16 protein-coding genes are annotated in these 17116 nt (G+C 36.6%); 7 read left to right on the top strand and 9 right to left on the bottom strand.

Annotated elements, in window-relative coordinates; genetic code table 11:
• Window positions 1–622 precede the first annotated feature (622 nt).
• Both radC and F6K23_RS33820 read right to left on the bottom strand, forming a co-directional pair.
• Complete coding sequence (gene radC / locus F6K23_RS33825; RefSeq protein ID WP_293164545.1) at window positions 623–1354, bottom strand: DNA repair protein RadC; 732 nt, start codon at window positions 1352–1354, stop codon at window positions 623–625.
• An 868-nt stretch (window positions 1355–2222) separates the two neighbouring features.
• Window positions 2223–2729: a DUF6653 family protein gene (locus F6K23_RS33820; protein WP_293164543.1), complete on the bottom strand. Its 507-nt coding sequence runs from the start codon at window positions 2727–2729 to the stop codon at window positions 2223–2225.
• Between the two features lie 324 nt (window positions 2730–3053).
• On the opposite strand from F6K23_RS33820, the gene F6K23_RS33815 reads away from it, so the two are divergent.
• The gene (locus tag F6K23_RS33815) at window positions 3054–3803 is read left to right on the top strand and encodes a hypothetical protein (RefSeq protein ID WP_293164541.1); all 750 of its coding nucleotides are present in this window, start codon (window positions 3054–3056) and stop codon (window positions 3801–3803) included.
• Window positions 3804–4088: 285 nt separating this feature from the next.
• Window positions 4089–4649 carry a hypothetical protein gene (locus F6K23_RS33810; RefSeq protein ID WP_293164539.1) on the top strand — a complete coding sequence of 187 codons (561 nt, stop codon included), beginning with the start codon at window positions 4089–4091 and terminating at the stop codon, window positions 4647–4649.
• A 38-nt stretch (window positions 4650–4687) separates the two neighbouring features.
• On the opposite strand, the gene F6K23_RS33805 is transcribed toward F6K23_RS33810, so the two are convergent.
• Window positions 4688–4924 (bottom strand): hypothetical protein, encoded by a 237-nt coding sequence (locus F6K23_RS33805; protein WP_293164536.1) that lies wholly within the window; start codon window positions 4922–4924, stop codon window positions 4688–4690.
• 349 nt (window positions 4925–5273) lie between these two features.
• Between F6K23_RS33805 and F6K23_RS33800 the strand changes: the two genes are divergently transcribed.
• Together F6K23_RS33800 and F6K23_RS33795 are read left to right on the top strand one after the other, a co-directional pair.
• Window positions 5274–6221 (top strand): 5'-methylthioadenosine/S-adenosylhomocysteine nucleosidase, encoded by a 948-nt coding sequence (locus tag F6K23_RS33800; RefSeq protein WP_293164533.1) that lies wholly within the window; start codon window positions 5274–5276, stop codon window positions 6219–6221.
• Between the two features lie 68 nt (window positions 6222–6289).
• Window positions 6290–6805 carry a hypothetical protein gene (locus F6K23_RS33795; RefSeq protein ID WP_293164530.1) on the top strand — a complete coding sequence of 172 codons (516 nt, stop codon included), beginning with the start codon at window positions 6290–6292 and terminating at the stop codon, window positions 6803–6805.
• Between the two features lie 97 nt (window positions 6806–6902).
• Here F6K23_RS33795 and F6K23_RS33790 read toward each other — a convergent pair whose 3' ends face one another.
• Together F6K23_RS33790 and mutS are read right to left on the bottom strand one after the other, a co-directional pair.
• Window positions 6903–7760, bottom strand: coding sequence for a CsgG/HfaB family protein (locus tag F6K23_RS33790; RefSeq protein ID WP_293164527.1), 858 nt, complete (start codon window positions 7758–7760; stop codon window positions 6903–6905).
• 286 nt (window positions 7761–8046) lie between these two features.
• The gene (gene mutS, locus F6K23_RS33785) at window positions 8047–10752 is read right to left on the bottom strand and encodes a DNA mismatch repair protein MutS (RefSeq protein WP_293164524.1); all 2706 of its coding nucleotides are present in this window, start codon (window positions 10750–10752) and stop codon (window positions 8047–8049) included.
• 841 nt (window positions 10753–11593) lie between these two features.
• Between mutS and F6K23_RS33780 the strand changes: the two genes are divergently transcribed.
• Window positions 11594–12037, top strand: coding sequence for a class I SAM-dependent methyltransferase (locus F6K23_RS33780; protein WP_367267900.1), 444 nt, complete (start codon window positions 11594–11596; stop codon window positions 12035–12037).
• Between the two features lie 88 nt (window positions 12038–12125).
• On the opposite strand, the gene F6K23_RS42430 is transcribed toward F6K23_RS33780, so the two are convergent.
• Window positions 12126–12221: a hypothetical protein gene (locus tag F6K23_RS42430; protein ID WP_367267899.1), complete on the bottom strand. Its 96-nt coding sequence runs from the start codon at window positions 12219–12221 to the stop codon at window positions 12126–12128.
• Window positions 12222–12329: 108 nt separating this feature from the next.
• On the opposite strand from F6K23_RS42430, the gene F6K23_RS33775 reads away from it, so the two are divergent.
• Window positions 12330–12596 (top strand): hypothetical protein, encoded by a 267-nt coding sequence (locus tag F6K23_RS33775; protein ID WP_293164521.1) that lies wholly within the window; start codon window positions 12330–12332, stop codon window positions 12594–12596.
• 405 nt (window positions 12597–13001) lie between these two features.
• On the opposite strand, the gene F6K23_RS33770 is transcribed toward F6K23_RS33775, so the two are convergent.
• From F6K23_RS33770 to F6K23_RS33760, 3 genes are all read right to left on the bottom strand, one after another.
• Window positions 13002–13205: a phycobilisome linker polypeptide gene (locus F6K23_RS33770; protein WP_293164518.1), complete on the bottom strand. Its 204-nt coding sequence runs from the start codon at window positions 13203–13205 to the stop codon at window positions 13002–13004.
• Between the two features lie 550 nt (window positions 13206–13755).
• Window positions 13756–14241 carry an allophycocyanin subunit beta gene (gene apcB, locus F6K23_RS33765; RefSeq protein WP_293061327.1) on the bottom strand — a complete coding sequence of 162 codons (486 nt, stop codon included), beginning with the start codon at window positions 14239–14241 and terminating at the stop codon, window positions 13756–13758.
• Between the two features lie 170 nt (window positions 14242–14411).
• Entirely contained in the window at window positions 14412–14897 is a 486-nt protein-coding gene (locus F6K23_RS33760) for an allophycocyanin (RefSeq protein WP_293164515.1), read from the bottom strand.
• Between the two features lie 708 nt (window positions 14898–15605).
• Between F6K23_RS33760 and F6K23_RS33755 the strand changes: the two genes are divergently transcribed.
• Window positions 15606–15824 (top strand): hypothetical protein, encoded by a 219-nt coding sequence (locus F6K23_RS33755; RefSeq protein ID WP_293164512.1) that lies wholly within the window; start codon window positions 15606–15608, stop codon window positions 15822–15824.
• The last annotated feature ends 1292 nt before the right edge of the window (window positions 15825–17116 follow it).

Here is a 17116-nt window from a genome sequence, read left to right as displayed (position 1 = left end):
ACAAAGATGAGCGTAGTTATGACTATTGGATAATTTTTTTATGTCCAATAAAACGGATTTGATATAAAAAGCAAGAAGGAAGGAGGGCGTTTAGTTATCTAGGAGGGCGTTTAGTTATCTAGGAGGGCGTTTAGTTATCTAGGAGGGCGTTTAGTTATCTAGGAGGGCGTTTAGTTATCTAGGAGGGCGTTTAGTTATCTAGGAGGGAAGGAAATATCTTGCGTTGTCTGAGTTTTAAGCTTTTAATATGTCCTTGCCCTTTCCTTCGACTGCTATAAAAATTAATAATATCAAATCCTAACTATAGTGGCCACTGCTATATATTGGCGATCGCTTTTCTCTAATACTTTGAAAATATGCTTATGATAAGCACTACACAAATAAGTTAGGAAATTCTTCTATTTCCTGTTCTGTGCTACCTACTCCCTTTTCACTCAAATTTATTGTCAAACGACAAAGAACCTACTGCTATAGCAGTCGAAGCAAAGCTTAGGACATTCCTAAATGCTCAAACGAGGGTCAGAGATCGCTTCTGTAGGGGCAAATGGCCATTTGCTAACGCAGAGCTGCCGCTAACGCCCCTACTTACTTCTGACTTCTGACTTGCGCGTAGCGCTATATATCAATCTCCTTGAGGATATTCTTCCCATAAATTAGTCGCTTGGCGCAGACTGGAATGTTCTCCATTACCCATAATTATATGGTCGAGTAGAGGAATAGCTAAAAATTGCGCTCCTGCTAACAATTGGCGTGTTAAGTTGATATCTTCAGGACTAGGTTCCACATTTCCCGAAGGATGATTGTGGGAAATAATAACTCTGGTTGCACCTTGGCGAATCACTTCTCGAAAAATTTCACGGGGATGAGCTAATGTTTCTGTTGCGGTACCGATGGTAATTACTTGAGTTCCGAGTAAGCGGTTATTTATATCTAAGAGTAAAACAGCAAATTTTTCTTGGGTTTGCCACATTAAATCTTGACTTAAAGCATCTGCGGCAGCTTGGGGACTTTCAATAAGAGCTAATTCTGGAGGGCGAGATTGAAATACTCTTTTTCCTAATTCAATGGCAGCTAGAATAGTTGTTGCTTTTGCTGTACCAATACCATGAATTTGAGTTAATTCTTGAACTGTAATATTACGGAGAATTGAGAGGGGGTCACGTTGATGTTGACTTAATTGATTGAGTATATATTGTCCGAGACCTACAGCAGAAAGTTTCCCTTTTCCTTGACCTGTACCTAAGAGAATAGCAATTAATTCTGCGGTGGAAAGGCTTTTCGGACCAGAGGCAATTAATCTTTCTCGTGGTCGTTCATTGCTAGGTAAGTCTGCTATTCTGAGACTGTAGGTCATTTCAGTTATCAGTTATTAGTTATTAGTTATTAGTTAGCCTCTTGAGAGAGGAGCTACACTATCAGTAATTTGGAGTAAAATGGAGTATAACTAAATCAAATTACTCTAAATATTCCGAATTACTCTGGGTGATCGACTACTCATTTATGTACTATGAAAAAACTAAGGTCGATAATTTCTAAACATAACATAAGTGACTCCAAGAAACTAGACACAAAACAAAAACTTCATATAACTCCGTATTATTTTGGATATCTAGAATTTTTACTTCCAGATTATCCCTGAGTTATCTCAGCAGGTGATAAGGAAACTATAAATACTTGTGCAAAATTAATTTAATATTTGTCAGTAGTGAGTAGGGAGTAGGGCATAAAAAATATACTTTTGTGTACAATATATCAATCTAAAAATACAGCAGATTCCACCAAGTTTGAGGTACACCCATAGCGAGCAAGATGCCTGCACTGAGAACATTTAATTGTTAAGATCTGTACTTTATATACGACCGAATATGCTGTATTTTTTCCTACCTATTTAAGCTGACTATCAAATATACAATATACATCTCCAATAATAAAAAATAAAATTAATATCGTACAAAAATAATTAATTCTTTACTGTATACTCCCTACGAACCTTCCATGCATCCCTAATGCATAATCCCTACTTCTTCTTTTGGAGGAGATGTCTAATTAATATTACTTTACTACTTAAAGAATAAATAGAAAAAAAGCTTTGATAAATAATAGTTTAAGACCAAGATAAAGCTGATTTAAAATTATCAGGAGTTTGTATTTACTGAGGGTTAAATTAGCAGTATCGCTAACTTTAATCTAGATTTATCTGCATATAATTTTAGGTTTATTAACTAATACAACCAACTCTGATATTCATAATTATTATCTTTCATTTCTTCGTATAACCAAACCATGCGATCGAGAAACCACATTTTACCTAAAAGTACCAGAGTAATTCCTAATAAAGTCGGCCAGATATTCAACTGAATTAATCCCCAAATACAAAATGGTAAACCTACAAAAGAAATTAAATTAAGAATATTAATTACGGGTTGATGATGTTGGGGAATTTCTATTTTTTGACGGTTTAACCAAACTCTTTCTCCGAATACTGCTTTTGAGAACCAATTATTTGTTGAGGTTGGTTTTGGGAAAATTCGGGGATTTATCCAAGTCCATATAATGGCAATAATAATGGGAATTAGACACCACCAATTAATCCAAGTTCGACTCCAAATAGAAACAATTATTAAAGGTAATATAGGGAACCTAGTTAAGACACTCCAGGGATTAGCATGACGTGCCCAAACTTCGTCTGTCATTTGAAATAAGTTAGCGATTTTTTGTTCGGTTGTCATAATATTTTTTTGTGTTGAAGGAAGTTATAAGTTTAAATTTTAACAGCTAATATTAAAGCTGGTAGTTTGGTTATCAAAGGTGATTTTGGTAAGTAACTGATGATTTTGGAAGTTTCTTTTCTGACAGTTTAAAAAATAAATTAAGCAATATTTTGATATGAAATCTCAAAAGTTTTGCTACATATCTTTGGTTGGGAGGTAGGGATGTTGTATGCAAGGTTTGTACGAAGTGCTGAATCTTGAAGGCGACTGCTATACCTAGCTCCCCTCTCTGTTGCGGATATCGCAATAGCTATTTCATTTTGTGAAGCGCATAACTTGAGAGTGTGTGATGGGGAAAAATATCTACCTATCCCCTCTGTTGCGGATATCGCAATAGCTATTTCATTTTGTGAAGCGCATAACTTGAGAGTGTGTGATGGGGAAAAATATCTACTTCCCCTCTTTGTTGCGGATATCGCAATAGCTATATCATTTTGTGAAGCGCATAACTTGAGAGTGTGTGATGGGGAAAAATATCTACCTCTCCCCTCTGTTGCGGATATCGCAATAGCTATATCATTTTGTGAAGCGCATAACTTGAGAGTGTGTGATGAGGAAAAATATCTACTTCCCCTTTCTGTTGCGAATATCGCAATAGCTATATCATTTTGTGAAGCGCATAACTTGAGAGTGTGTGATGGGGAAAAATATCTACTTCCCCTCTTTGTTGCGAATATCGCAATAGCTATATCATTTTGTGAAGCGCATAACTTGAGAGTGTGTGATGAGGAAAAATATCTACTTCCCCTTTCTGTTGCGAATATCGCAATAGCTATATCATTTTGTGAAGCGCATAACTTGAGAGTGTGTGATGGGGAAAATATCTACTTCCTCTCTGGTCTTGCGGATATCGCAATAGCTATATCATTTTGTGAAGCGCATAACTTGAGAGTGTGTGATGGGGAAAATATCTACTTCCTCTCTGGTCTTGCGGATATCGCAATAGCTATTTCATTTTGTGAAGCGCATAACTTGAGAGTGTGTGGAGGGAAATATCTAACTTCCCCTCTGGTCTTGCGGATATGGCAATAGTAGTTTCATTTTGTGAAGCGCATAATTTGAGAGTGCGTAGTAGGGAAATATCTAACTCCCCCTCTGGTCTTGCGAATATGGCAATAGCTATTTCATTTTGTGAAGCGCATAATTTGAGAGTGCGTAGTAGGGAAATATCTAACTCCCCCTCTGGTCTTGCGAATATGGCAATAGCTATTTCATTTTGTGAAGCGCATAATTTGAGAGTCTATAGTAGGGAAATATCTACTTCCCCTCTCTGTTGCGGATATCGCAATAGCTATTTCATTTTGTGAAGCGCATAACTTGAGAGTGTGTGATGAGGAAAAATATCTAGCTCCCCTCTTTGTTGCGGATGTCGCAATAGTCATTTCATTTTCTGAAGCGCATAACTTGAGAGTGTGTGATGGGGAAAATATCTACTCCCCCCTTTCTGTTGCGAATATCGCAATAGCTATATCATTTTGTGAAGCGCATAACTTGAGAGTGTGTGATGAGGAAAAATATCTAGCTCCCCTCTTTGTTGCGGATGTCGCAATAGTCATTTCATTTTGTGAAGCGCATAACTTGAGAGTGTGTGATGGGGAAAAATATCTAGCTCCCCTCTTTGTTGCGGATGTCGCAATAGTCATTTCATTTTGTGAAGCGCATAACTTGAGAGTGTGTGATGGGGAAAATATCTACTCCCCCCTTTCTGTTGCGAATATCGCAATAGCTATATCATTTTGTGAAGCGCATAACTTGAGAGTGTGTGATGGGGAAAAATATCTAGCTCCCCTCTTTGTTGCGGATGTCGCAATAGTCATTTCATTTTGTGAAGCGCATAACTTGAGAGTGTGTGATAGGGAAAATATCTACCTCTTATAACTTTATTTTGCTGATATAATAACGTTTGATTTTAGACATTATTTTATTCTATCTTTTTCCTGAAGCATTTCTAATTTAACTTTCTTGATTAGGTCGAGTATCTTTTCCTTAGAATCATATCCTTTGGTTTTTGCTATTTCCCGCATAATTTCAAATTCATCTGGCTCATTTTTGGCAACAAGAATAATATCTACTTCGCCATTATTAAATTCTGGAGGAACAGTAATTTTTACTTCTCCATTTTTCACTGTTCCTGTTGTTTGTATAATTCTCATTTGATACCTCGTATCTATGACTTAATAATTAAATTTTTACCTAAGTCAAGCATCCTTTTTTCAAAACTTCAGAAACACCTAAGCATTGATAAATTTCTAAAGTTTTAATTCCTCCGCTAGTAATCAGAATTTAAGTATTCAATAAGTTTCACAAAAGATTGGGTATTAGCTGATGAAACCACCATAAAATTAACCTCTAAAAACTTCATTACCATTTTAGGTATACTTTCAATATTTGTCTGAGTAAGTTAACCTGGTTATAGGGCTTCACTAATATTTATTTCAATTTATATGAAACCCTTTTCCTTTAAATTGTTGCAAGTTTTTGTCCTGTACTTAGTAAAATGATATGAGTTTATCTGGTCAGCAGCATAAAGAACTACAAGAGGCTTTAATTAGCGAAATAAAGCCAAAAATTGGAATTATTACAGCCTTACCTAAAGAGTATGCAGCAGTAAAAAAAGTACTGGAAAATACCAAAGAGGTTTCTTTTTCCGGACAAGGTGGAGGTCAGCGATATATTCTTGGAGAAGTTTCTAGAAATGATCAAGAAAAACATACTATAGTTCTGTGTCTGGCATCAATGGGGAATAATATAGCAGCAATTCGTGCTTCACTTCTTCTTAATTGTTTTCCAGATATCAAATCGCTCATTATGGTAGGAATTGCAGGTGGTATTCCTCATCCAGAAAAAACAGATGACCATGTTCGTCTGGGCGATCTAGTTATTTCTAGTGAAAAAGGTGTTATTCAATACGATTTTGATAAAGAAACAATTACAGAAAATATTGACAGACATCCACCTAGACCTCCTAGCGCTTCTCTAATAGAAGGAGTTCAACTTCTTAAAGTAGATGAACTGATGGGAGAAAAACCTTGGCTTAAGTTTATTGACCAAGCACTTCTTCCAGAAGGTGAGCAACGGCCTTCAATTGAAACTGATATTCTAGTAAGTTCAACTGATTCTAACCAGATAGTTGAACATCCTCAAGATTCAAAACGAAAAAATGGTGAACCACGAGTTTTTATTGCTCCAATAGCATCAGCTAATAAACTTTTAAAAAATCCAATTAAACGAGATCGATTAAGGGAGCGGTTTGGGGTAAAAGCAGTTGAAATGGAAGGATCGGGTATAGCGGATGCCACTTGGAATTACGAAATTGGGTATTTAGTTGTGCGTGGTATTTGTGATTATTGCGATTCAAATAAAGGAGATAGTTGGCAAGGATATGCGGCCGCAGTTGCTGCTGCTTATACGCGGGCTTTACTTGAATCAATGCCAGTCCCAAAGTCATAGACCCTCAGTCATTTGGTAGCACTGCGACTGGGGGAAAGCAGGAGGAAAGGCTAGAACAAATCAAAAGAATGGTATTTTTTATTCAAAAACCTTTTTTTGTTTTTTTAGTTTTATTTGTAGTATTACTTTTTATCATCCCAGTAGCTCAACAATTTACCTTCAAATCAAGTAAAACAGAACCTACTAATTCCTTACCTTCGTATCCTATTTTTCAACCTAATAAAAACCCTAAGTCAGAGCAAACAGTAATTATTGTACCCGAGCCAGATCGTGAGTTAGTATCTATTTGGGAAAATTCTAGGCTTAGTACTAGCAAAAACATAGATGTGAAAATTATAGAGGAGTCAAACACACATCTTATTTTGCAGGCCACTGGATATTCAAGCAAGCAAAAATCAATTCATAGAAAAATTGATAGTAAGCGGAATGCTTTAGAAAAAATAGCTACCTATTTAGCATGGCACTATCAAGATGAGTCAGAGGCCAAACAGCTTTTTATCACGGGTGAACTGATTAATCTTGATTATCAAGATAATGACCAATTAGTAATTATTCGGTTTGAAATTAACTTTGACTTGCAATGATGAAAAAACATCTCCCAAAGCTCTAATTTTGCAATGGAACGGTAGAAGTTTGATTCTTTTTACTGAAAGTGGAGATACCTAAAGTAAATATCTATTACTATTTTTGAATAGATTTTAGGAATTCTTCTAGGATTCTTCGAGTTGCTGCAACAGTAGTAAAGTCGTTTGTTTCACCTTGCCCTAGCCATGTTATTTGACCAGTTTTCACATCAACCAATTTTGCTGAAATGCCTACACTTGCCACAACTCGAAACTCTCTTATAGAAAGTTTACTTATTTCGGTCTCTAGTTCCTCAATTGAAAGCACTTCCTTCTCAACTCTAAGCTTCTTTAATTTCTGTTTTTTAGATACCCAAAAAGAGAGTATATTGTAAATATTGTCAATGTAATACTGCCTATACTTGTTGTAATCGTTTTCATACTCTTCTCGATCTTCATCCTTGATACGGATTGGTAAGTAAATTGTTTGAGGCTCAGATTTGTAGAGAGTTACCGCTCCAAAAATCATGTAGTCAACGGCAACTAATTTGCCCAACCTTTTGGCCACATCTAAATTTTCTAAGTCTGTCATTTCTTCATCAATCAAATTTTGCTCCCGAAGAATTCGCTCGATATTTTCTCTTTCTACAACCTCGAAATTATTTTTTTGCAGTAAAGAAGCCAGCATATCACTTACCAGCGTACCACCTTGTGTTCCTTCTGGAGTTTCAAATCTAAAGACAGCAACTTTCGTGTCTTTATTCAAAATAGCTCCTTTAGAGTTGGAGCGCTTAACACTATTAATAGAAGGCGGAGTAATGATAACTTCCTCGGGAGTACCATATTTAGTTCTTGGAGGATAAGGAGGTTTTACGCTGAAGAATGTGTTGTAAGCTATGACAGCAATAACGGGTATCGCTACTAAAACAACCCCACCTATCCAGGCTAGACTTTCTGTGTCATTCTGTTTTGTCATTCTTTTCTTCTAAGTATCAGAACAAAAATTTGTAAACTTTTAAAGGGCTAAGGTTGAATAGAAATTAGAATAAACATTAGTGAAGCCCGACTATAACTAAGCTAACATACTTAGATAAACATTGAAGTTTCACCTAAGTAAAATGGTGCGTTACGACGGATTTTCAAATGCTTTTCAAAGTCTAAATTTTTGCCGTCTAACGCACCCTTCAAATTTTGCTGCTCTCTACTCCCTACTCCCTACTCCCTACTCCCTACTCCCTACTCCCTACTCCCTACTCCCTTCTTCATAACAAACTATCGCCAAATTCCTCACTAAAAATATCTAATTGCTCCACAGTTATCACCTCTTCCTCCTCTTTTTTCTTAATACCTTTCCGCAAACCAATAGCTATCTTACTGTGCTTTTCTATCTCCCCCATTACCTGTCTAGCACGTTGAATTACTGAATCTGGTAAACCTGCTAACCTTCCCGCTTCAATACCATAAGACTTATCCGCTCCACCTGGTTGTACTTGATGCAAAAATACAATTTTATCCGGCAACTCCTTCACCGTTACCTGATAATTTGCCACATTATCCAAAATAGAAGAAAGTTCATTTAATTCGTGATAGTGAGTAGCAAAAATTGTCCGAGACAAAATTTCCGTTGCCAAATATTCTGCCACCGACCAAGCAATCGAAATTCCGTCAAAAGTTGCCGTTCCCCTACCAATTTCATCCAACAAAACTAAAGACTTTTCCGTAGCATGATTCAAAATATTTGCCGTCTCATTCATCTCCACCATAAAAGTTGATTGACCAGTTGCTAAATCATCCACAGCTCCCACACGAGTAAATATTCGATCGCTCACCCCCAAAACAGCAGAACTTGCTGGAACAAAACTACCCGTTTGTGCCATTAATTGAATCAATCCTACCTGCCGTAAATAACAACTTTTGCCACTAGCATTCGGACCAGTTAAAATAATTAAATCTGGAGCTGGATAAGGAGTAATTCCCGAATTATTTTCCTCTACATTTTTACTTCCTAATATGGCAGTATTCGGTACAAAAAAACCAGCAGGCAAATACTTTTCCACCACCGGATGCCGACCCTCAATAATTTTCAATTCCCGACTATCAGTCATAGTAGGACGAACATAATTTTGATAAATTGCTACTTCCGCTAAACCACACAAAACGTCAATAGCTGCCACAGCGCGAGAAACATTTCTAATCTCCTCTGCGTGTTCCCCCACTTCAGTTCTCAGACCAACAAAAATATCATATTCCAACTCATTCAAATCATCTTGTGCCGTCAAAATTCTGACTTCTCTTTCCTTTAATTCCTCAGTAATATAACGCTCCTCATTAGTCAAAGTCTGCTTCCGAGTATAATCATCCGGAGCCAAATCTGCCTTTGACTTAGAAATACTAATATAATAACCAAAAGCCTTATTATAACCAACCTTTAAATTAGAAATTCCCGTCCTTTCTCTCTCCGTAACTTCCAAATTAGCAATCCATTTTTGGTCTTCTTCAGCTAACCTCCGCATCTGATCTAATTGTTCATTTATACCAGACTGAATTAACCCACCTTCTTTTAACTTTTGAGGAGGAGACTCTACTAAGTGGGAATGAATTTTTTCTCCCAATTCTTGTAAGATTGACGGAATTTTTTGCAAGACTTTTAAATAAGGAGAATTACCCGCCAATGCTAATGCCGAAAGTTCAGGAAGTTTCGTTAAAGAATCAGCTAAAAAAACTAAATCTCTAGCATTTGCAGTACCAGCACCAGTACGCCCAGTTAGACGATCTAAATCGTAAATTTGACGCAATACTCTTTGAATATCTTGACGCAAATCGTTATTACTTATCAGTTCATCAATAGTGTCATGTCTAGCACGAATACCCTTCAGACTCAAAAGTGGTTGCTGCAACCATCGTCGTAAAGCACGCCCACCCATTGCAGTGCTAGTTTTGTCGATCGCCGACAATAGCGACCCTTGATAACTCCCGTCTCGCACCGTTTGAGTAATTTCCAAATTCCGGCGAGTCTGGTGGTCGATAATCAAAAAATCTGCCAAAGTATAACTTCGCAGACGTTGTAAAGGAACTTGATTTTCCTTTTGAGTTTCTTCCAGATATTCCAGCAACCCACCCGCAGCACGCACCCCCAGTGGAATACGTTCGCAACCAATACCTTCTAGAGATGTCAATTGAAATTTTGCCAATAGTCGCTCCTTTGCCTCCCCTAAAGTAAAAGGTTGTTGCGGACGTAGAGAATAACAGAAAGAATTAGGCAGACATTCTGGAAGATGATCCGATTTTTCTCCCGGTCGCAACATAAAACCGATATCAGGCGCGTTCGTAGGAAATAACACTTCCGACGGTTGCAAACGCATCAATTCTTGAGTGAGTTGGTCTAAACCTTGGGTCTGGGTAGTAAGAAACTCTCCGGTAGAAATATCAGTGTAAGCAAGACCCCAATAATTTTTGGCAATAACGACCGCAGCTAAATAATTATTGTAGCGAGGTTTGAGCATTCCATCGTCAGTCAGAGTACCCGGAGTAAGGATACGAGTAATTTCACGCTTGACTTGACGGTTTTCTTTTTTCGCAATAGCAGAATCTTCTACTTGATCGCAAACAACCACAGCGTAACCCTTTTCTACTAACATAGCAGCATATTTTTCCACCGCATGGTGAGGCACTCCCGTCATCGGTACTCTACCAATTTCTTTACCAGCGTGTTTAGTAGTTTGTACTAACTCTAATTCTTGAGCGATCGTCACAGCATCCTGAAAAAAACATTCAAAAAAATCACCTACTCGAAATAGCAAAAGAGCATGAGAATATTGTAGTTTTACTTCCACATAACGCTGCATCATTTCTGATAGTTTGCTAGTGTCAATTTGACTGTAATCAGTATTAGGAGGAAGAGAATTTTCTGCTTGATTTTGTTTTGCTTTTGGAGATTTTTGAGTAGATGTAGATGCGGAATATTTCATAGATATTTAGATAGATAATTTTATTTATTTAATATTATAGTGATCGGCCTGTACCAACATAGATACCTGTATATTTGAAAGGATTAATTTTTCTTCTAAGGATTTGATAAATAATAATAAAAATTTTATAAATTTTTCAAGTAATTGATACTGCTCCCAGTTTTAATTCTCTAGCAAAAATCATATTCTTTTTTTAACATATAGTTTTAAAAAAAGCAACCTGTATAATATAACTTGAGTGAATGTACTGCTTCATTCATTATGTATTAAATGTAAGCATTTCCTGTGGAATGCTGCGCAAACAGCTATTAGCACTCAGCTTTCAGCTGTTTCATAAATAATGAGTATACACTCTCTCTCGTCAAGGTCAGTTTTTTTTCCAATACTTTTAATTCTCCTTAAATCTATCAGCTATTAATTTATGCTCAAAAAGTAATAAATTACAGCACTTTTTAGGATGGTGAGGTACACTTGAAAACTAATTTATCTTTCCTATCTACTAAAGTGATAAAACTTTGTACCTCACTAACTCCGAAACTGCTGTAATAGCTGATAGCTGATAGCTGAGTGCTGTTTGCGCAGCATTCCGTAGGAAATGCTTGCTATTAAATTACAAAGTTTAATGATGAATAACCAAGTAAAATTGTAAGCATTCAGCTATTAGCTGTCAGCTATCAGCAACAATACTTTCTCATATAGGACAGTGTTTAAATTAAAATAGACTTTAAGGTCAAGGGAGCCTACTTTTCTAGTAAGACAATTAATAAAGCTTTGATAGTAAACTAAAAGTAATAGCTGAAGTTCGCAGTTCCTCCGGAGGAGGCTAGCTGATTGCTGACGGCTGAATGCTTACGTAAAATTAGACCGATATAAACAAGAATTAGCTAAAATTTATAGCCATAGAAGCCAAAACTATGATGAAAGTGAATGGCATTCTCAAATTACCCATCGTCTGGTTGCATCTGCACAAATTAAACCAGGAGATAAAGTTTTAGATATTGCTACTGGTACATGTCATATTGCTATTGAAGTAGCTCAATTAGTAGGCAATAATGGTAGGGTTGTGGGGATAGATATTTCTAGTGGAATACTCGAACAAGCAAGAAAAAAAGTTGCACAATTAAACCTGACAAATATAGAATTTCAGTTAGCAGATGGGGAAAATATCGACTTTCCAGCTAACAGTTTTGACCTAATTTTCTGTGCTAATGCTTTTCCCTTAATGGCAGAGAAAGCAGCTACTTTACGTCTTTGTCTCAGTTTCTCAAACCTGGTGGTTGCATAGGTCTTCATAGTATACCTGAAACAGATTTTGCAGGGATAGTTGTTTTGGAAAAAGTATTAGAAAATCATGGAATAAATCTTGATTTTTTTCATTTATCAGATACCTTCAATAATTGATAATTGATAATTGATAATTGATAATTACCTCTCCCTAAAAGGAAGAGGATTGAATAAAAGGAAAAAATTTATTTTTTTCCCCTTGAAAGGGGAGGCTTTCAACCTAAATTATTGAATTATTGAATTATTGAATTATTAATTATTCGGTAAATACTATTGAAAAATACCAGGATTTATTGACACAAGCAGACTTAGAAATAATTTCTGTTGAAATGGAAAATCATGGGAGTTATCTAAGTTTAGAAGATACTAAAAAAAGGTGGAATTTAGTTTATTATCCTTCCCCAGGAAATATTCCTAATCCAATTACACAACTTTCCTCCGAGGAAATAGAACAAATGAAAGCCGAATTTGAAGAAGAATTAGAACGGTTAATTAAACCAGAAGGAATTTGGAATAATGGTGCTACTTTTTTGGTATTAGGGCGCAAAGTAGTAGACTAACACAGCTAAAATATTAGGAGTAGGGGAGTAGGGGAGTAAGGGAGTAGGGGAGTAGGGGAGATTGAAGTAATTATAGAATTATCAACATATATTATATAACCGGATTTTATATCACAGGAGGACTGGGTCAGTAGGTAGAAAGGAGTTTTTCGGTGACTTTAGAGTCAGAAATAGGCATAATTCCCACTATTGTTTTGGGTAAAAATTATAGCAGTCGAAGCAAAAATTAGGACAGAGCAAAAGCTTAAAACTCAGACAAAGCGATTTTCCTTCTTTCTTCTTTCTTCTTTCTTCTTCCTTCTTTCTTCTGCGATACCTTCCATAAACCCAGTTTCGGATCAAAAGTACAAACAAAAAAAGAGGTCAAAAGACCTCTATGTTACTACCATTTTTCAAAACAGTAATTTAAAGTAACCCAGTATTTGCTCCTGGTTTACCAGTAGCTAACTTGACTTTAACAATTTTACCGCCCATTTTCATAATTCTTTGTTGTTCCTGGAACCAGCTATCATAAGGGACAAGCTTAGTAAAGTAGGTATTTTGTAGTTCTCGTTGGGTACGAATACGAGTTTGGCTTGGAACACAAGCAGTAATCTGAAACATTCTCATAATACAAGTTTCTCCTAATAGTCGCTGAATATTTTCTTAAATTCTTTTGTAAAACATTTAGGGTAAACAGTCAAATAGTTCATAAAAATACAGTCACACAAGACATATCCTTCGGATCGCAGGTGTTACTCTGGCTGGGTGAACTACGACACCACGCCAGTTGCTTTAAGTCGGGGGACCAGCAAGGGCGCACTGGCTCATGTATCCCATAGTCAAAGACAAAAGGGAGCTGCTTTTCTCAATAATGTTTAGACTTATCTAAATTATCATTTAATTTTGAGATTATCTAAACTCATATATTGACGACCCCATACTTAAATCTAACATGAGCATTTCTAAACAATGCGATCGCCTCAAATCTCAAACCTAAAAACTCCTAAGGCAGGGAACCTATAGAATCAATGCTAGTTTACTAAAACAGATTATTTATTCAATAATAAGCCTTTGGCAATCTAACACTCACTCTAGGTTTCCCTAGCCTCATAGTAAAACATCAGTCAAATCAAAAAGGTAAATCTACCTTTTCTTGTCTTTTTGACTGATTGCCAAATTAGCTTAAGCCAGAGCAAATGTAGTCGAAATAAACACCCATTTCCTTTCCAGCATCAGGACCGACTAAGCCAGCAGTAACTTCCTTCATAGCTTGAATAGCTTGTACAGTAGCACCGATGGGAACACCCAAAGAATTGTAGGTTTCTTTGAGGCCATTTAGTACACGCTCATCCAAAATGGAAGGATCGCCAGCTAGCATAGCGTAGGTAGCGTAACGTAGATAATAGTCCAAGTCACGGATGCAAGCAGCATAACGACGAGTGGTGTACATATTACCACCAGGACGAGTAATATCAGAGTAAAGTAGAGACTTAGCTACAGCTTCTTTAACAATAGTTGCAGCATTCGCACTGATAGTAGTTGCAGCGCGAACCCGTAGTTCACCTGTGGCAAAGTAGTTAGTGAGCTTCTCTAGAGCACCAGCATCAAGGTATTTACCTTGAATGTCAGAAGAATTAATAACGGAGGTAATAGCGTCTTGCATTATTGATTGATTTCCTTAAATTTGCTGAATCTTCAAAATTATTGGATAGGATAAGGCCAGAATTTTAGAGATTTAATCATAGACTTCAAGTTGATATTTTAGGAAATTCCAAATTCTTGAAATCTTCCTTTCTCATCAATTTTCATCTAACCTCTAAAAAATATTTAGCCTTAACTCATAGCACCAATAACATAGTCAAAGTAACCACCAGCTTCGCTCGCATCATCACCTGAGAGAAGGGAAGTAGCAACACTCTTCATGCAGCGAACACCTTCAGCAACAGCTTCGATGGGAGTGCCCAAAGACTTATACATTTCAGTAACACCTACGAGTCCGATCTCTTCAATAGGAGTAACATCTCCAGCGACAATACCGTAGCTGATCAAACGCAAATAATAATCCAGATCGCGCAAGCAAGTAGCAGTCATTTCTTCACCGTAGGCATTACCACCAGGAGAAACAACATCAGGACGCTTTTGGAAAAGCTGGTTTCCAGCCTCCTTAAGAATACGCTCACGAGATTCACTCATAATTTGAGCAATCCGAACGCGACGCTCGCCAGAGGAAACAAAAGCCTTGATTCGGTCTAATTCACCGGGACTCAGATAACGAGCCTCAGCATCTGCATTAACGATTGATTTGGTAATTATACTCATGCTTTATTCCAACAGAGTTAAGGTAATAAGGTTGCTTAAAAATTGGTTAGCTAGTAAGAAGGACAAAGTACCCTCTGACATAACTACCTTCAGCAAGTATTTTGAGGCATTTTGTTCACTTTCTCATTATTTTCTTAATAGTTTGTAATATTTTCATAGCAGTAAGGGGTATTTTGGACCAAAAAAGCCCTTATTCTTTGACAGATGACAATATATTTAAAATTTTTGTCAGAAGATACATTTTTTTATTTCCGATCCTAGGCAAAGGCCATTTCTCATATTCTCTAGATGGAAGGCCATTAACTACAAAAATATACAAACAAAAAATTTGACCCTAATTACATGGCTAGATAGATAATTTTGCTCATTTTCCACTTCATGTACCTGTAGTCAATCAAACAATTCTCCTCACTCACTTTTCTCCCCTTATTCCTTTATTCCCTATTTCCTACTTTATTGTTAAGTATTCTAAAGGGACACGATATTAAATTTTGAGGAAGCGGATTTCACATTAGAGGAGATTAAAAAAAACTAAATATTTTGCAAACACCTTCTCAGACTAATATGTAAATTTTTTTCTAGAAAAAATTTATTTTTAGTGTTGAAGGTATGACTCAGGAGGATTAAATTGATGTCATTAAAATCATCCTGATTCCTATATAGAGATTGAGAATAAGCGGATATAAACTATTATCAATCTTTAAAGTTATGAACAAACAGATCGTTTCAATTCTTTTGGTGAATTTTGCATTAGCAGGAATCGGTATTATTCCAGAAATCAGTAATTTAACTAATATAGAACTAGACAAATTACAATCCGAACGCAACACTCAATCCGAACTTATTGCTCAGACAGAGCCATTTAAACCCGGTGATAGTCGTACAGATACAAAAAGCGAAAAGAAATACAGCAATGATGTTTCTTAATTCACTGAATATCTATATTCTTGATTCTTGGTGTAATATTTATTTGTATTTACTTGCTGAAACTTACTTAATTGATGAGATTTACTCAGCATTTTTTGAGACTTATTTTTACATTGTACTAAATTTGGATAATTAGCTATAGAACTCCGTTCCGCTGACGCCAACAAAAACCTTCTTCCTTCTAAATTTATTTGCTTTTTCAGTATTCAGCAAACAGCTAGATTCAAAACTATTACTTGTATAGCGGTATGCAAATATGCTCTTGACATTCCTCTGTTCCTTCACACCGAGTGCGCTACCAGGTACTAGGTCAGCTTGCAAATGCGCCCATTAGGTGGCGCTTCGTTCCGACCTCTGTCGAATCCCGCGAGGTGGCACCGCTATTCCCAGATCAAGCTTATACTCAATCCGGTTTACAGAGTATCCTTTTATAGACAGGACTTACGCAAATTGACTGTTAAACCACCATCTGTAGGGGCGAATGAATTGGCTAACGCCAAGCTCCGAATTGCGCCCTCGCTATATGTAGAGTCTCTGCGTAATACCAGTTTGAAAAAAGAATGCTATAAAAAGTGCATCTCTATCGGATCTGCCTAAAAATAGTTTCTCTAGTTCATTTTAGATGGTTATTTCTATCTTTTTCCCTTTTTTTTCAATATTTATCCCTTCTTCCTTCTTGCTTCTTCCTTATTTCGTACGGACGCCCTTATGCAACGTCTATTTGTAGCAAACATTGATCAATTTGGTATAAGTCCTGATAGAGATGGGATGTAGTAGGGATAAGTACCTGGACAGAATTAATTGTGCATTTTTGATAGCTCTTTCATAGAGCTATCAAAGGATCGACAACAAATTTATATACACAGGACTTACGCATAAACACCACATATAGTAGGATAAAACTGCCATTTCACCTACATACGGTGTATGATTTCATATCTTGCGTAAGTCCTGATACAAATAATTTTGTCTACCTACTTAGGGAGAGAGTTTCGACTTAGTTAACAATTTGCGCAATTTATTGACATAATACGCTAGTTCTCACAGGCAAGTAGTAACGAGGGTGAAATTTGTATCTTCTGCACTAATCCCTGCTATTCGCATTTCTGGCAGTCTATCTATATAGACGTAGACCTATCCTGAAATCCCGCTCCCTACGCTAAAACGGCGTAGTAAGGGTTTGAGGACTTTTTTAGTTATGTTAATTGACAAAGACTTAAATGTAAGTATAGAGTGTAGAGATGCGGTTGGCTTGACCGTTAATGCCTGTGGATGAGTAACCGCCGACGGCC

Origin of the sequence: Okeania sp. SIO2C9 (assembly GCF_010672455.1) — a bacterium.
Lineage (GTDB): Bacteria > Cyanobacteriota > Cyanobacteriia > Cyanobacteriales > Microcoleaceae > Okeania.
The sequence above is the reverse complement of the archived record's forward strand: the minus strand, read 5'-3'. Positions and strand labels throughout refer to the sequence as shown.

Bases quoted from the DNA above. Each gene is read 5' to 3' on its own strand.
- F6K23_RS33800 (WP_293164533.1), top strand. From the start codon at position 5,274: ATGAGTTTATCTGGTCAGCAGCATAAAGAACTACAAGAGGCTTTAATT.
- F6K23_RS33805 (WP_293164536.1), bottom strand. From the start codon at position 4,924: ATGAGAATTATACAAACAACAGGAACAGTGAAAAATGGAGAAGTAAAA.
- F6K23_RS33755 (WP_293164512.1), top strand. From the start codon at position 15,606: ATGAACAAACAGATCGTTTCAATTCTTTTGGTGAATTTTGCATTAGCA.
- radC (WP_293164545.1), bottom strand. From the start codon at position 1,354: ATGACCTACAGTCTCAGAATAGCAGACTTACCTAGCAATGAACGACCA.
- F6K23_RS33795 (WP_293164530.1), top strand. From the start codon at position 6,290: ATGGTATTTTTTATTCAAAAACCTTTTTTTGTTTTTTTAGTTTTATTT.
- F6K23_RS33760 (WP_293164515.1), bottom strand. From the start codon at position 14,897: ATGAGTATAATTACCAAATCAATCGTTAATGCAGATGCTGAGGCTCGT.
- apcB (WP_293061327.1), bottom strand. From the start codon at position 14,241: ATGCAAGACGCTATTACCTCCGTTATTAATTCTTCTGACATTCAAGGT.
- F6K23_RS33790 (WP_293164527.1), bottom strand. From the start codon at position 7,760: ATGACAAAACAGAATGACACAGAAAGTCTAGCCTGGATAGGTGGGGTT.
- F6K23_RS33820 (WP_293164543.1), bottom strand. From the start codon at position 2,729: ATGACAACCGAACAAAAAATCGCTAACTTATTTCAAATGACAGACGAA.
- mutS (WP_293164524.1), bottom strand. From the start codon at position 10,752: ATGAAATATTCCGCATCTACATCTACTCAAAAATCTCCAAAAGCAAAA.
- F6K23_RS33770 (WP_293164518.1), bottom strand. From the start codon at position 13,205: ATGAGAATGTTTCAGATTACTGCTTGTGTTCCAAGCCAAACTCGTATT.